Raw genomic sequence first — 13051 nt, 5'->3', positions numbered from 1 at the left:
TGTATATAGTCGCCCCCCATTGCAACCCACCGGCCCATTCCAAGGAAGAGAATGATGAGTGACCTGCACACCCTTACGGCCGCCGAATTGCTGGCCCGATTCGCCAGTCGGCAACTCACTCCAATCGACTATTACGACCAGCTACTGAACCACATCGACCGCTGGGAGCCACAGATCAACGCGCTCTACGCCTTCGACCCGCAACACGTGCGTCAGCAGGCCCAAGCCTCCACCGAGCGCTGGAACAAAGGCCAACCCAACGGCGCCCTCGACGGTGTGCCGGTGACCCTTAAGGAGCTGATCGCCACCGAGGGGCAGCCCATCCCGCTGGGTAGTGCCGCCACCCGACTGACCCCGGCGCGCCAGGATGCACCGCCCGCCGCGCGCTTGCGTGAAGCCGGGGCAATCATCCTGGCCAAGACCACCGTCCCGGATTTCGGCATGCTCTCTTCGGGCCTTTCCAGTTTTCATGGCATCACCCGCAACCCCTGGAACCCAGCCAACAACCCGGGCGGATCGAGTGCCGGGGCTGCCGCCGCAGCCGCCGCCGGTTACGGGCCTCTGCACGTCGGTACCGATATCGGTGGTTCGGTGCGACTGCCCGCAGGCTGGTGCGGGCTGGTCGGTTTCAAGCCGACGCTGGGGCGCATTCCCATCGATCCTTATTACACCGGCCGCACTGCCGGCCCGATGACCCGTACGGTCGACGATTGCGTGTTGTTGATGCAACACCTGGCCCGCCCCGATTCGCGCGACGCGACCAGCCTGCCACCGCTCACCACACCATGGAGTAATCAGCCGCTGTCGGTGAAGGGACTGCGTATCGGCCTGATGCTCGAGCCCGGTGCAGGCCTCGCCCCTGAGGCGTTCGTCTGTCAAGCCGTGGAGCAAGCCGCTCGGTTGTTCGAAGCCCACGGCGCCAGGGTCACAGTGGTGGCGCCGATCATGGACCGCGCCCAGCTCGACGGCCTCGACCAGTTCTGGCGCGCTCGCCAATGGGCTGAACTGTCGACCTTGAGCAGCGAGCAATTCGACAAAGTCTTGCCGTACATTCGCGACTGGGCCGCCCCGGGCGCCGATATCTCCGGCGTGGAAGCCGTAAGGGGCTTCAATCAGACCTTCGAGATGCGCCGCCGCGCCGCTCAATTGTTCGACACAGTCGACCTGGTGCTCTCCCCCACCAACCAGGTCAACGCCTTTGCAGCCGACTGGCCGTCACCGAGCAATGACCCGCAGCAACCGTTCGAACACATCGTGTTCACGGTGCCGTGGAACATGGGTGAACAACCGGCACTGTCGATCAATTGCGGTTTCGCCGCCGACGGCATGCCCATCGGACTGCAGATGATCGCCCCGCGCTTCGCTGATCAGTGGCTGCTGCAAATCGCCAAAACCTACGAAAACTGGCGTGGCGCAATCCATTGCTGGCCGAATCCTGCCTGAATCCGCTCCTTCAGGATTCTCCTTCCCACCTTGTCGCTCCGGACCTTCCCGGCCGGAGCGCTATCGACCTGAAAGGCAACGGAATGCCCGTACAACCATTGACACAACCCGATCCTGCGCGCGGAACACCCACGCCCGGTGTCGGCAAGAAAAGCATCTTCGCTGTCATCCTGGGTAACGCCGTGGAGTTTTTCGACTTCGGTGTATACGCAACGTTTGCAGTGATGATCGGCCACACGTTTTTCCCGTCCGACAGTGCCTTCGTCAGCCTGATGCTATCGGTCATCGCGTTCGGCACGGGTTTTATCGTCCGGCCGCTTGGCGCGGTACTGATCGGCGCCTACGCCGACCGCATCGGGCGCAAACCGGCGATGCTGATGAGTCTGGTGATGATGGCAGTGGGTACCGGCAGTATCGCCATATTGCCCGGCTACGAGACCATCGGCATCGCCGCGCCGATCCTGCTGGTGGTCACCCGCATGATCCAGGGCCTGGCCTGGGGCGGTGAAGCCGGCCCCGCCACCACCTACATTCTTGAAGCGGCGCCTCCTCACAAACGCGCAACCTATGCCTGCTGGCAAGTGGTTGCCCAGGGTGTCGCGGCCATGGTCGCCGGGCTGGTGGGTTTCATCCTGACCAAAGTCCTGTCCCCGGAAGACCTCAACAGTTGGGGGTGGCGTGTGCCGTTCGTGTTCGGTCTGTTGGTGTTGCCGATCGGTATCTACATCCGCCGCAATCTCGCCGAGACCTTCCACGGCCATAGCGAGCCAACCGGCACGGGCGAACTGATACGTGAAGTACTCGGCAAACACCGGCGCGCGCTGGTGTTGGGGCTGCTGATTCTTTCCGGCAGCACCATCACCCAGTACTTCCTGAACTACATGACCACCTTCGCCCTCACCGAACTGAAGCTGCCCACCAGCATCTCCATGCTCTCGACCCTGGTGGCCGGCGCTGCCATGGCGGTGTGTGCGGTAGCCGGCGGCATGCTCAGCGACCGCTTCGGGCGTCGGGTAATACTGATGACGCCCCGAGTGGTGCTGCTGTTGATCCTGTTTCCGGCCCTGCAACTGATGACCGAACACCCCAGCCCCGCAACCTTCCTGCTGACCCTCGCGGTCCTCTCGGGCCTGCATGGCATGAGCGGCGCAGCGTTGATCGTGTTGCTGGTGGAGAGTTTCCCGAAATCGGTGCGTTCCACCGGTTTCTCCATCGTCTACGCCTTTGGTGTCGCCGCGTTTGGCGGTACCGCGCAGATCATCATTACCTGGCTGATCGGCATAACCGGTGACCCGATGTCACCGGTCTGGTACCTGCTGATCGCTAACCTGGTGTGCCTGACCGCCGCCGGGCTCGCCAAAGAGACACGTCCGTCGCTGCCCGCCCACGCACCACGGTTTGCAGAAGCCCCGGCCAACTGACAAATACGTCCCTGGATCATCCCGGGACGCTTGCCTTACATCCGATCTATATGGGATTTACCATGTACCCACGTATTTTGCTGGCCGTCACTCTGGCATCCGGCACCCAGGCTTTCGCTCAGCCATTCGCTCCAGAACAGACACAGGCCAACGCGCCGGGCTTTCTGGAAGGCAGCACCCTGGACCTGAACCTGCGTCATTACTATTCCAACCAGCACACCAAGCGCACCACGCACCTGATCATCAAGAAACCCGGCGGTATCGAACCCACCCGCATTCGCGAGACGTGGGTACAGGCGAGCATGCTCAAGTACAGCTCCGGCTATACCCAGGGTTTGATCGGTGTCGGCATGGATGCAGGAATCTTCAGTGCCGTAAACCTGGAGCGCGGCCATGGGAAAGTGGCCAACGGCGGCGACCGGGTATTGGTAGACGGCGACGGCGATGCGATTCCCACCTGGAGTCGCCTGGGTGTCGGTGATGTGCGTTTACGCCTGTCCAACACCGAGCTCAAGGCCGGCCGGCTGATGACCGAGAATCCGATCCTGCGCTACAAGGACAACCGCGCCCTGCCCTCCAGTTTCCAGGGCGTGGGCCTGTTCAGCAACGAACTTGACTGGCTGTCGGTGCAGGGCGGCAGCTTCGAACGGGCGATTCCGCGCACCGGCACCGGCGCCGAAAAACTGACCACCACCTTCGGCAACCGCGCCTACAGTGGCGCACGCATCAGCTACCTCGGGGCGACGGTCAAACCAGGTTTCGGGCTGGAAGCCAGTGTCTACGCCTCGCGTTTCGAAGACATGTGGGACCAGACTTACGTCGGCGTGACGCATCGCATGGGCGACTCAGGCAATCTGGCTCTAAAGACCGCTTTCAACTACTACCACACAAGCGATTCGGGCGAGAAAAACCTTGGCTACATCGACAACAACGCCGCCAGCCTGGCCTTCACCGGCACTCACCTGGCCCACAGCCTGACGCTTGCCTGGCAGCAAATATTCGGCAACGAGTACTTTGACTATGTGTGGGAGTCTACGGGCAACTACATGGCCAACTCGTTGTACGCGGACTACAACGGCCCCAACGAAAAATCCTGGCAGTTGCGCTACGACCTGGATTTCGCGGCCTACGGCGTCCCAGGCCTTACCGCCAGCCTGTGGCACGCCAAAGGTTGGGGCATCGACGGCACTCACTACGACGGCGACCGCAACGGCCACCATACCGGCTACAACGTGCGCAGTCTGGACAACGCGAAACACAACGAAAACGGCCTGATGCTGGCATACACCATTCAGTCCGGAAAACTCAAAAACTCGGTGCTGCGCACCATCGTTTACAACCACCTCGCGAGTAGCGGGCAGATTGACGGCAGTTACGACGAGTTCCGTGTCGTCGCCAATGTGCCGATCAACCTGTTCTGAAGATCAGAGAATTCCGCCACCGAAAGCAGCGGTGGCGGTAGACACAAGGCCTCTTTCACTCAATCACGCATCAGAACTTCAAATTTTTACTTGGGCCCACTCAATCAATGATTCAAGGAACAGATCGTCTTATAGCCAGCGGCAATAACTCAAATAACAAAAAATAATGCCACATGGCCACCATCTAAATAGCTTGCTAATTAATCTCGTTGAAAACCCTTCTCATTTCGCCAATCAAACAGTGTTTAAGGTACTGCAACAAACTCACTCATTCCGTTGAATTTGTTGAATAAATCTACGGCCTTCAAACACCTGCGTCCGACACTTCCACACCCACTAAACAATCCCTGAAAAACGCCATTACTCGATCGACTTGCAAAACCACAACAACCGTCTAGGTTCATGAATATCTTCACAGGCACCATCAACCGAACAATAAAAACAGCCTTCAAGGCGGGAGTATTCATTCCCCTGAAATAATTCAGACTCTGCTTTTTGTTGCTGAACGGAACTCAGTCATAACAATTCAAGAGGGATGCTTGATGAAGCACAGCCGTTGGTATCGTGCGCTCTCGAAAAAGGCGCCAGCCGAACATTTTTGGCTGTCACTGTTTTGCTTTGCAGGTCTTGTGATCGCCAGTTTTCTGTTGTTCGAACAGCAGATCCAGGACTTCCTCACTCATCTCGACCTGTACCAGCCCTCTTCCCCCACCCAACAGCTCAACCTGGCGCTTTTGTTGATCGCTTTGTTGGCGCTGGACGTTGTGCTGCCCGTGCCTTCCAGCGTGGTCGCGCTACTGGCCGTGGCCATGCTCGGCAGTGTCGGCGGTTATCTGGTGATTTTCATTGGCCTGTGCCTGGGTGCCGGATTGGGTTATGCGCTGGGTGCCGGTTATTTCCGGATGCTCTCCGGCCGCCTCGGCCTGCATCAGCGCCGGCCCGGGCAACTCGGGTATCGATTGGGCACGTTGTCGTTGATCTGTCTGCGCGGCGTGCCGGTATTGGCTGAAACCTCTGTGGTGGCGGCGGGCATGCAACGTTATCCGCTGCGCTCTTTCGTTCTGGTCACCACCTTGGCCAACGCCGGTCTGGCGCTGGCTTACAGCGCCATTGGCACATTCCTCGTCGAAGAGAACGCGCTGCTGGTGACCATTCTCGCCAGCATGGTGTTGCCGGGGCTGTTCATCGCGGGGTACAGCCTGTTCAAGGCCTTGCGCAAACGCAGCGCCGATCAAGCGCTGCACGGGCGTTTCGAGGTCAGTTACGACTACCCGGTGGTGTTCACCGATCATCTGTTCGACCCGCTCAACCCTTGCCTGCATCAGCAACTCACCGCCCGGCAAAACGGCCGAGTGACGGTGATGCTGTTCGCTGATGAACAACTGCTCAAAAGCACCCCGCCACTGCTGAAGCAGATCGATGACTACTTTGCCGCCCATGCAGCGGACCTGCATTTGCAGGCGCCGCCGATTGCCGTTCCGGCCGGTGAACTGAGCAAGCATTCGCAGGTGTTGCAGCAGCTCTACGCCGACATGCTGCACCATGGGCTGGACCGGCATTGTTATGTCCTGGCCCTGGGTGGTGGCGCGGTGCTGGATTGTGTGGGCTACGCCTGCGCCACCTTCCACCGTGGTATCCGCCTGATCCGCGTGCCGAGCACCGTTCTGGCCCAGAACGACGCGGGCATCGGGGTGAAAAACGGCATCAATGCCTTCGGCCAGAAGAATCTGCTCGGGGCCTTCTACCCCGCCACGGCCGTGATCAATGACTTCCAGTTGCTGACCAGCCTTACCCGTCGCGACCAGATCGCCGGGCTGGCCGAAGCGGTGAAAGTCGCGCTGATCAAGGATCAGGCGTTCTTCGAATGGATGGAGCAACAGGCCGACGCCCTCGCTCGCTTCGATCACCCGGCCAGCCGCTATGCGATTCGCCGCTGCGCAGAATTGCATCTGGCGCACATCACCGGCGCCGGCGATCCCTTCGAACGCGGTAACGGCCGGCCACTGGATTACGGGCACTGGGCCGCGCACAAACTGGAAAACCTCAGCCACCACCGGTTGCGCCATGGTGAAGCCGTCGCAGTGGGCATGGCCCTCGACGGGCTCTACGCCAATGCCCTCGGCCTGTTGAGTGATGCTGACACTGACCGTGTGATGAACCTGTTGACCAGGCTCGGTTTCAACCTGTGCCCGCCGGAACTGACCCTCAAAGATGCGCAAGGTCGCTCACCGCTGTTGCTTGGGCTGGAGGAGTTCCGCCAGCACCTCGGCGGGCAACTCTCGATTCCCATGCTCAGTGGAATCGGCCAGTCGCTGGACTTGCATGAAATCGACGACGCGCAAATGGAACAGGCGCTGCTGAAGCTGTCCGCCCGCAACGCTCCGGCGCTCGACCTGAGCGAGGGTTTCGCGAAATGAGCCAGACCCCGCAAAGCCTCAAAACCTGGATGACCCTGGGCCGGGTCTCCAACCTGCCCACGGTGTGGACCAACACCCTGGCCGCCGCCCTGCTGGCCAGCAGCGCCGGAGCCCTGGCACCGCCCTCGTCACTGGTGTGGATTCTGCTGCTGTTCACGCTGTCGTTGCTGTATCTGGCCGGCATGTTGCTCAACGATCTTCTGGATGCCGACTGGGATCAGCAACACCAGAATCCGCGCCCCATCACGCTGGGGCTGGTCAGCCGCCAGCAAGTACGCCTCGCCACCGTGCTGCTGCTGACACTGGCGGCGGCTTCGGTGCTGGGCCTGAGCCAACTGATCGATCAGCCGCATTGGCTGCTGGCCAGCGTCACCCTGTTAGTGGCCTGCATCATTGGCTACAACGTGCTGCACAAAAAATACGCCCACAGCGTCTGGTTGATGGGCGCCTGCCGCTCGGCGCTGTACCTCACGGCGGCAGCCAGTCTGGCAGTGCCACCGGAGCCGATCTGGCTCTGCGCAATGTTGCTGGGGGTCTACATCAGCGGGCTGACCTACCTGGCCCGCAATGAGCACAACAACCAGTTGCTCAGCCGTCTGCCGTTGCTCCTGATGCTGAGCCCGCTCGCATTAGCGATCTACTCCGACAACCTGTGGTTCTGGCCGGTGTTGCTGCTCTGGCTCGGCTGGCTGGGCTGGCACTACTGGCGAAACCTGGCCAACCCGCAGCATCGAAAAGTCCGCGCCTTTATCGGGGCCGGTCTGGCGGCGCTGCCACTGTTCGATGCGTTGGTGATGGCCGTGGCCAACCAGCCATTGGGCAGTCTGCTGTGTGTCCTGGTGTTTTTCCTGCTCCCACACTTTCAGCGCTGGATCAAACCGACATGAACATGGACGTCACTGCGCCGCCGACGGCGGCCCTCGGCATGCGCCACGATTGCCTCGCCGAACACCTTCAGGTCTTGACCCGACAACTGGATGACACCGAGCTGTACTGGTGGCGTCTGGCACAGGCGCAACTGGCCCGGCAGCCGGACGCCAATACTGCGGCGCTCTTGAGCGGCCAGTGCAAGCGTCATCTGCGTGACCGTGCACTGCCCGACAGCCACTGGAGCCTGATCCAACTGGCTCGCGCGTTGTTGCTGGCGCAGGTCCTTGAACTGTCCTCTGAGGACGGACAATTGTCCCTGCTGCGCCAGCTTTTTCTGTGGGGTGATGATCAGGAAAAGATCGCCACCCTCAAAGCCCTCGACTGGTTCGACAGCCACGGGGTATGCATCGAACTGGCATTGCAGGCCGGTCGCACCAGTAACAGCCAGGTGTTTGCCGCCCTCGCCCTCGACACGCCCTATCCATCGCGTCACTACCCGGAACGGGCCTTTCACCAACTGGTGCTGAAGGCGCTGGGGATGGGGCTCGACGTGCGTCGCCTGATCGGGCTGGCGCAGCGACACAGCGCCACGCTCAACCAATTGGCCCTCGACCTGCTGGAAGAACAGCTCGCCGCTGACCGAACGGTGTCCGCCGGATTGCCCCTGGCGATTGCCTTCGACCAGCTCGGCCCTGCGCAACGCCAGCGACTGGTCAACCTGGACCGACAACAACGCTTGCCGCCGGAATGGCGCGGCCACCTGAACTGATGCCCAACGATTCCTTTTTCCCCTGACGAGGATTCACCATGTCCAAATACTTCGATCCGCACATTCATATGGTCAGCCGCACCACCGACGACTACCAGAACATGGCCGCCGCCGGCATTACCGGGGTGATCGAGCCGGCCTTCTGGCAGGGTCAGGCCCGGACCAGTGTCGGCAGTTTCATTGACTACTTCGACACCCTGCTGGGCTGGGAGCGCTTTCGCGCCAGCATGTTCGGCATCCATCACTTCTGCACCATCGGCCTCAATCCCAAGGAGGCCAATGACTTGTCGGTGGCCAACGAAGTGCTGGAAATTCTGCCGCGCTATCTGGTCAAGGACGGCGTCGTGGCGGTCGGCGAAATCGGCTACGACGACATCACGCCCGAGGAAGATCGCTTTCTCGCCGCGCAACTGGAACTGGCCAGACAGTTCAACCTGCCGGTGCTGGTGCACACGCCGCACCGCGACAAGATCGGCGGCACCAAACGTACCCTGGCGGTGATTCGCGAGGTGGGGATCAACGAGAACCTGGTGATCATCGACCACCTCAACGAACTGACCCTGCCGCTGGTGCTGGACAGCGACTGCTGGCGCGGTCACTCGATCTACCCCAACACCAAAATGTCGGAACAGCGCATGGTCGCGCTGCTCCAGGAATACGGCACCGATAAGATGGTGGTCAACAGCGCCGCCGACTGGGGCATCAGCGACCCGCTCAAGGTGCCGAAAACCGGTCAGGCGATGCTGGCGGCCGGCTTCAGTGAAGCTCAGGTCGAACAAGTGCTGTTCCACAACCCGGTCGATTTTTTTGCCCAGAGCGGTCAACTGGACAAAACCCTGATCAGCACCCCGCTGCCCATCGATCAGCGCCGGCAATGGCAGGAAAACTCCGCCCTGCGCGGCCAGGAACCGGTGATCAAATGAATACCGGCATGGGCTGGACGCCCGGGCAGATCGGCTATTGCAGCAATGTTCACCCGACCCGCGACCTGGCCGGGTTGCAGTCTTCGATCGAGCAGCACTTTCAGGGCGTGCGGGCCCTGCGCGGATTGCAAGCGCAGGACAGTGGGCTGTGGATCAGTGCCCTAACCGAATCCAAGCTGCAGCAGAAAGCGGCGCGTTCCGAGTTCTTCAGCCTGCTGCAACGCAGCGGGCTGCGGCTGACATCGCTGAACGGCTTTCCCTACGGTCAATTTCATGACCGGGCGGTGAAAGCCGAGGTCTACCTGCCCAGTTGGGCCGAGCCGAAACGGCTGGATTACAGCCTGAATCTGGCACACATCCTCGCGCAGGCCCTGCCGCCAGACTGTCATCAGGGCGTGATCTCTACCGTGCCGCTCGGCTATGCCGCTACCTGGAACCCGACGTTACAGCTACGGGCCGACTATCAATTGCGCGAGCTCACGGCTTCACTGGCGCGGTTGCATCGGGAAACCGGCAAGAAGATCGTGTTCTGTCTGGAGATGGAACCGGACTGCGTACTGGAAACCACCGACCAGGCGATCGCCTTCTTCCGCCGCTGGCAAATCACTGACCCGAACCATGCCTATCTGGCGCTGTGTTTTGATGTCTGCCACCAGGCGGTGATGTTTGAAGACTGTTATCAGTCGCTGGAAAAACTGCGTCAGGCGCGGGTCCCCATCGGCAAGATTCAGCTGTCCAACGCCTTGATCTGTCGCCTGCCTCGCGATGACGACAAGCGCCGTGAGCAGGTCCTCAAAACCTTGAGTGACTTCTGCGAAACCACCTACCTGCATCAAGTGAAGGCGCGCGACGAGCAGGGTCTGTTGGTGGCCTGGGCGGATCTTCCCGCCGCGCTCGTCGAATGCGCCAAGCACCCGGAGCGTTATCCGGAGCTGAGGATTCATTTCCACATCCCGTTGTTCAGCGAACAACTGTTGTTGCCTGAGTTGAGTGGCAGCCAGGTCGCCCTGTCGCAGACCTTCGACTTTCTCGCCAGCCATGAGGATTTCAGGCCCGTGCTCGAGGTGGAAACTTACAGTTGGGGCGTCCTGCCCGCGCCACTGCGGCCGACGACCGAAGCCGCCCAGCTTCAGGGAATCGCCGCAGAACTGAAGTGGGTTGAGGATCAACTTCGCCAGCGTCGATTGCTGCAACCACAAGCGCAGGAGGCGTACGCCGATGCGCTCTGAAAAGACTCGTCAACCGCTGTTGTTGATCAACGTCGTCGGGCTGACTCCATCGTTGCTTGGGGACGCGACGCCGCACATCAATGCCCTGCTGAAAACCGCAAAAATGGCCAACCTGCAACCGGTATTCCCAGCGGTCACGTCGTCGGTTCAGGCTTCGATCCTCACCGGGCGACCGCCGTCCGAGCACGGCATCGTCGGCAATGGCTGGTATTTTCGCGATCAGGCCGAAGTGCGTTTCTGGCTGCAACCCAACGCGCTGATCCAGGGTGAAAAGGTCTGGGAGACGCTCAAGCGCGAGCTGCCAGGGTTTCGCTGCAGTCAGTTGTTCTGGTGGTACAACATGTACGCGGACGTGGATGCCGCTATCACCCCGCGCCCTCACTACCCGGCCGATGGCCGCAAGATGTTCGGCTTGTATTCGTCACCGGCCTCGTTGCACGAAACCATCGAACGGCAGATCGGCGAGTTTCCCTTTCCGGGCTTTTGGGGACCGGCTGCCGGCATTGCGTCGAGCCGCTGGATCGTCGATTGCGCCATTGCCGAATTTCAGCTCAATCAGCCCGACCTGCAACTGATCTACCTGCCGCACCTCGACTACAGCCTTCAGCGTGTCGGGCCCGATCATCCGTCGATTGCCGACGAGGTTCGGGCCATCGACAAAGAAGTCGGTCGTCTGCTGGCCTTCGCCGAGGAACAAGGCGCGGCGGTGATGCTGTTGTCGGAATACGGAATCGAAGCGGTCAATCAATCGGTGTCCATCAACCGCTTGCTTCGCTCGGAAGGTTTGCTGGAAGTACGCCAATCGCTGACCTGGGAATTGCTCGACCCCGGCGCCAGTGCAGCGTTTGCCGTGGCCGATCATCAGATCGCCCATGTCTACGTGAAGCGGGCCCGGGACATCCCCCGCGTCAAAGCACTGTTGCAGCGCCAACCCGGCATCGAGCAGGTGCTGGACAAGGCCGAACAACACGCGTTTGCGCTGGACCACCCGCGCAGCGGCGAGCTGGTAGCCGTGGCCGCAGCGGGTTACTGGTTCGATTACTACTACTGGTTCGACGATCACAAGGCGCCCGACTTTGCCCGCACCGTGGACATCCACCGCAAGCCGGGCTACGACCCGCTGGAACTGTTTATCGACCCGGCCATTCGTTTCCCGAAACTGCGAGTCGCGCGGCGGCTGCTGCAGAAGAAACTCGGCTTTCGCTACTACATGGACCTGATTCCACTGGACACCGGATTGGTCCGTGGCAGTCACGGTCGCCTGCCCGAGCGCGAGGAAACCGGCCCGCTGCTCATCACCAATTGCGATCTGCCGTTGCCGCAAACCCTTGCGGCAACGGCTGTGAAACAACTGCTCCTTGAGCATTTTCTGGGGCACTCATACACCCACTCGGCCAATGCCAAGGAGCTTCCATGCGGCGAGCCATTTCTATAACTGTTCTCAGTGCGCTGGCCGGTTTGGCTCAGGCACAGGACACCAATAATTTCGATTGCAACCAATTCCTGAAGTTTGGGACCGATATCACCAAGACCCGGGCCGCGTTCAACCAGAGTCCCGAAACCATGGCCTGGAACTGGTTCGTCTGTCTGAACCAGCCCAGCACCGCCCAGACCAGCAACCGGGTGTGGGAAACCATGAAGCCTTCGGACCAGGTCTACCTGCCCGATGGCGCTGCGCCCGGCGCCTATGCCAGCTCCGCCCCGCTCCCGGCCGACGTGACAAAACAGGCGACAGCACTGGGAATGGACCTGAGCCGCACCTTCCACAACATCAATGCCACGCAACAGGTCGATGGTCTGGCGCTGCACATGGGCGGTGCCGTGCCTGCCTCTCAGAAAGGCAACCCGGTGCGCTTTCAACTGTTGATGGGTGAAGACACCTTCGACTACATCGTGGCGCGGCAGGTCTACAACATGAACGGTCAAGCCGCGCTGCCGGATAACCTGAACTTTCCGGCCACCGCGTGGGAATTGAAGGCAGCGTGGCTATGGATCGGCTCGGATACCACCTACCGACAAACATTGGTGAATGACGGCTACTACGTTGGCCAGGCCTATTACCAACAGGACGACGGCACCTATCAGGTCGGTTATGCGGCATTGAGCGGGCTGCACGTGGTCAACAAACTGGATGACAGCTGGGTCTGGACCACCTTCGAAAACGTCAACAACAGCAAGTACACCGTAACCAACGCACCTACCCCGACGCCCATGACCAACACCACGGGTCCGACCCCGGCCGCCAAACCGGTGAACGTCAGCTTCCAGGCTGGCAACCCGACGCTGTCGAAGTACGAGTTGATCGGTGTCGAGTACCAGCCGATCACTCAGGTGCTGGCCAACTCGCAGCTGGAATCAGCGTTCCAGAACACCTCGTCCTGCCTGGCCTGCCATGGCACCGCCGCCTACTCGAACGACAAGGGCTACTTCAACTTCGCCATCAAAAAGGATGGCGGCATCGTCTACCCGACAACCCCGCTGCCGCCGTCCGCTTTCGACGGCTACAAAAAACTGGACTTTGTCTGGTCGCTGAAGCGCGCCCAGTGGCAACGCTAAGG

The 13051-nt window shown here is 60.7% G+C and carries 10 protein-coding genes; all 10 read left to right on the top strand.

The window, feature by feature from the left end; all coding sequences use genetic code 11:
• The first annotated feature begins 54 nt into the window (after window positions 1–54).
• The 10 genes from ACW9HX_RS07420 to ACW9HX_RS07375 all read left to right on the top strand — a co-directional run bounded on the left by ACW9HX_RS07420 (window position 55) and on the right by ACW9HX_RS07375 (window position 13049).
• Window positions 55–1443 carry an amidase gene (locus tag ACW9HX_RS07420; protein ID WP_457380084.1) on the top strand — a complete coding sequence of 463 codons (1389 nt, stop codon included), beginning with the start codon at window positions 55–57 and terminating at the stop codon, window positions 1441–1443.
• Between the two features lie 83 nt (window positions 1444–1526).
• Window positions 1527–2864: a citrate-proton symporter gene (locus tag ACW9HX_RS07415; protein ID WP_457380083.1), complete on the top strand. Its 1338-nt coding sequence runs from the start codon at window positions 1527–1529 to the stop codon at window positions 2862–2864.
• Between the two features lie 62 nt (window positions 2865–2926).
• Window positions 2927–4285: an OprD family outer membrane porin gene (locus tag ACW9HX_RS07410; RefSeq protein WP_457380082.1), complete on the top strand. Its 1359-nt coding sequence runs from the start codon at window positions 2927–2929 to the stop codon at window positions 4283–4285.
• 542 nt (window positions 4286–4827) lie between these two features.
• Window positions 4828–6702, top strand: a complete 1875-nt coding sequence (locus ACW9HX_RS07405; protein WP_457380081.1) for a 3-dehydroquinate synthase — start codon at window positions 4828–4830, stop codon at window positions 6700–6702.
• Complete coding sequence (locus ACW9HX_RS07400; protein ID WP_457380080.1) at window positions 6699–7589, top strand: UbiA family prenyltransferase; 891 nt, start codon at window positions 6699–6701, stop codon at window positions 7587–7589. The genes ACW9HX_RS07405 and ACW9HX_RS07400 overlap by 4 nt, the downstream gene beginning before the upstream one ends.
• The gene (locus tag ACW9HX_RS07395; RefSeq protein WP_457380079.1) at window positions 7586–8341 is read left to right on the top strand and encodes an EboA domain-containing protein; all 756 of its coding nucleotides are present in this window, start codon (window positions 7586–7588) and stop codon (window positions 8339–8341) included. The genes ACW9HX_RS07400 and ACW9HX_RS07395 overlap by 4 nt, the downstream gene beginning before the upstream one ends.
• A 38-nt stretch (window positions 8342–8379) precedes the next feature.
• Window positions 8380–9264 carry a TatD family hydrolase gene (locus tag ACW9HX_RS07390; protein WP_457380078.1) on the top strand — a complete coding sequence of 295 codons (885 nt, stop codon included), beginning with the start codon at window positions 8380–8382 and terminating at the stop codon, window positions 9262–9264.
• Window positions 9261–10493 (top strand): metabolite traffic protein EboE, encoded by a 1233-nt coding sequence (gene eboE / locus ACW9HX_RS07385; protein ID WP_457380077.1) that lies wholly within the window; start codon window positions 9261–9263, stop codon window positions 10491–10493. Before ACW9HX_RS07390 ends, eboE begins: the two co-directional genes overlap by 4 nt.
• Window positions 10483–11928 (top strand): alkaline phosphatase family protein, encoded by a 1446-nt coding sequence (locus ACW9HX_RS07380; protein ID WP_457380076.1) that lies wholly within the window; start codon window positions 10483–10485, stop codon window positions 11926–11928. Before eboE ends, ACW9HX_RS07380 begins: the two co-directional genes overlap by 11 nt.
• Complete coding sequence (locus ACW9HX_RS07375) at window positions 11907–13049, top strand: hypothetical protein (protein WP_457380075.1); 1143 nt, start codon at window positions 11907–11909, stop codon at window positions 13047–13049. Before ACW9HX_RS07380 ends, ACW9HX_RS07375 begins: the two co-directional genes overlap by 22 nt.
• The last annotated feature ends 2 nt before the right edge of the window (window positions 13050–13051 follow it).

This window comes from Pseudomonas sp. SDO52101_S400 (assembly GCF_054071635.1).
This window is presented reverse-complemented; position numbering and strand designations above follow the sequence as displayed.

Excerpts from the sequence above, each read along its gene's own strand:
- ACW9HX_RS07390 (WP_457380078.1), top strand. The coding sequence starts at position 8,380 with ATGTCCAAATACTTCGATCCGCACATTCATATGGTCAGCCGCACCACC.
- ACW9HX_RS07395 (WP_457380079.1), top strand. The coding sequence starts at position 7,586 with ATGAACATGGACGTCACTGCGCCGCCGACGGCGGCCCTCGGCATGCGC.
- ACW9HX_RS07400 (WP_457380080.1), top strand. The coding sequence starts at position 6,699 with ATGAGCCAGACCCCGCAAAGCCTCAAAACCTGGATGACCCTGGGCCGG.
- ACW9HX_RS07410 (WP_457380082.1), top strand. The coding sequence starts at position 2,927 with ATGTACCCACGTATTTTGCTGGCCGTCACTCTGGCATCCGGCACCCAG.
- eboE (WP_457380077.1), top strand. The coding sequence starts at position 9,261 with ATGAATACCGGCATGGGCTGGACGCCCGGGCAGATCGGCTATTGCAGC.
- ACW9HX_RS07415 (WP_457380083.1), top strand. The coding sequence starts at position 1,527 with ATGCCCGTACAACCATTGACACAACCCGATCCTGCGCGCGGAACACCC.
- ACW9HX_RS07405 (WP_457380081.1), top strand. The coding sequence starts at position 4,828 with ATGAAGCACAGCCGTTGGTATCGTGCGCTCTCGAAAAAGGCGCCAGCC.
- ACW9HX_RS07420 (WP_457380084.1), top strand. The coding sequence starts at position 55 with ATGAGTGACCTGCACACCCTTACGGCCGCCGAATTGCTGGCCCGATTC.
- ACW9HX_RS07375 (WP_457380075.1), top strand. The coding sequence starts at position 11,907 with ATGCGGCGAGCCATTTCTATAACTGTTCTCAGTGCGCTGGCCGGTTTG.
- ACW9HX_RS07380 (WP_457380076.1), top strand. The coding sequence starts at position 10,483 with ATGCGCTCTGAAAAGACTCGTCAACCGCTGTTGTTGATCAACGTCGTC.